3 protein-coding genes are annotated in these 2,100 nt (G+C 71.2%); all 3 read left to right on the top strand.

Annotation, left to right across the window (positions count from 1 at the left end):
* The first annotated feature begins 18 nt into the window (after window positions 1–18).
* A complete protein-coding gene (locus VF468_31060; protein ID HEX5882725.1) occupies window positions 19–330 on the top strand; it encodes a PRC-barrel domain containing protein in 312 nt (103 codons plus the stop codon).
* A gap of 145 nt (window positions 331–475) precedes the next feature.
* Complete coding sequence (locus VF468_31055) at window positions 476–1,069, top strand: ABC transporter substrate-binding protein (GenBank protein HEX5882724.1); 594 nt, start codon at window positions 476–478, stop codon at window positions 1,067–1,069.
* A gap of 379 nt (window positions 1,070–1,448) precedes the next feature.
* Window positions 1,449–2,100: alkaline phosphatase D family protein (locus tag VF468_31050; protein HEX5882723.1), on the top strand; the 652-nt coding region annotated here is incomplete at its 3' end.

Raw genomic sequence — 2,100 nt, 5'->3', positions numbered from 1 at the left:
TTCCGGGCGGCGGAAGGGATCGGCGACATCGACGTCACCGGCTACTCCGTCGAGGCGACGGACGGTGGGATCGGCAAGGTCGACGAAGCGACCTACGAGGTTGGCGCCAGCTTCATCGTCGTCGACACCGGGCCGTGGATCTTCGGCAAGAAGGTGGTGCTCCCCGCGGGCCTGATCAGCAACGTCGACCTCACCGAGGAGAAGGTGCACGTCGACTCCACCAAGGCCGAGATCAAGGACGCCCCCGAGTTCGACGAGGCCACCTACAAGGAAGCCTCTTACCGCCACAAGCTCGGCGGCTACTACGGCACCCGCGGCGGACCGGCCTGACGTCCCCCGTCCCGCCGAGATCGCACCGAAATGCCGAAAGCCAGCATCCGGTGCGATCTCGGCGGGACCGGCGATTATCCGGCTTCGAGGAAGGAAGATACCCATGAAATCGACGACACTCGCCCGAGCGGGCAAGGCGAAACTCGTGACAGCCGGTGTGACGGCCTTCGCGGTGGGCGCGTTCGCCCTGCCGGCGGCGACCGCGGCCCCGGAGCAGGCTGCCTCTCGGGACCGCGGCTACGCGGCCGGCACCGTGCAGCAGGTGGCACCCGGCACGATGCATTCCCGCGTCAACGGGACGTTCGGCAGGGCCGGGCCGGTGCGCGGGAACTTCGTGCCCGACCGGTTCTTCGTCAGGGGCGGCGAGACGTTCGCCAACGGGGTGCTGCGGGCGACCCTGCGTCGCGGCAACGGCGACCTGGTCGGTTCGGTGCAGCGCCGCATCACCATCCCGGTCCGGGCCGGCCACGTCAGCGACCGCGGGGCAGCCGGCGCTGTCGCGCTGCAGCAGGAATGCGACATCCTCAACCTGGTGCTCGGGCCGCTGGACCTGAACCTGCTGGGGCTGGAGGTCCACCTCAACCGCGTCGTTCTCGACATCGTCGCGGTCCGCGGCGCCGGCAACCTGCTGGGCAACCTGCTCTGCGCAGTGGCCGGGCTGCTCGACGGCACCGGCGTGCTCAACGAGCTCCGGCTGAGCAACCTGCTCAACCGCATCCTCGCCCTCCTGCGGGTCTGACCGCAGGTCGTGGTCTCCAGGGATGCCGGCTGCCCGGTCCGCCGCGGCACGCGCCAGCCGGCACCCGGTGCGGCCACCAGCTGGGTGGCGTGTCCGGACCGCAGCCCGGGTCGGTTGCTGGCCGCCCGAGCAGACACGCGCACCATGGCCACACCGCCGCGACCAGGCTCCGCCATCGTCGGCCGGCCCGGAGGCAGCGGACCAGGAGCCCGTGCACCCATGGAGAAGGGACGACCGGGTTTCCCGCGGGTTCCACTCCGGACTCGCCCGCCGGCCGACCTCAGCGGCGTAAACCTGACCGGCCTCAACTCGGCGCTGCTGCTCAGCCTGGGGGGCGCTGTGGTCTCGAGCGGGGCCCGGAGCGTGTAGAACAGGCCGTGTGGCAGACGAACGGCTTGTGCTCGGTCCGCTGGTGCGTCACGTCGACGACACGTCGGCGGCGATCTGGGTGGAGACCCGGGACGCCACCCGGGTCACGGTTCGGGTCGGTGAGCGCGCGTGGACGGCGGCCACGTTCGCGGTCCACGGGCACCACTACGCACTGGTGGAGGTGGGTGGGCTGGAGCCGGGGTCGCTGGCGTCGTACACCGTGGAGGTCGGCGGGCAGGTGGCCTGGCCGCCGCCCGGGTCGAGGTATCCCGACAGCCGCATCGCGACACTGCGCCCGGGCAGGCCGCTGCGGCTGGCGTTCGGGTCGTGCCGCACCAGCGTCTCCCACGACGCGCAGGGCAACCGCAGCCATGGCGTCGATGCCCTGCGCGCGTACGCGTTGTGCCTGGCCGGCGACGACACGGAGAGGTGGCCGGACCTGGTGCTGTTCCTCGGCGACCAGGTGTACGCCGACGAGACCCCCGAGGAGATGCGGGCGTTCATTGAGTCCCGCCGCGACATCGACCAGCCACCGGGCACGGAGCTGCGGGACTACGAGGAGTACGCGCACCTGTACCGGCTGGCGTGGAGCGACCCGGCGAACCGGTGGCTGCTGAGCACGCTGCCGAGCCTGATGATCTTCGACGACCACGACATCCGCG

This window comes from Actinomycetota bacterium, from assembly GCA_036280995.1.
In the GTDB taxonomy this organism is placed as follows: Bacteria; Actinomycetota; CALGFH01; order CALGFH01; family CALGFH01; genus CALGFH01.
This window is presented reverse-complemented; position numbering and strand designations above follow the sequence as displayed.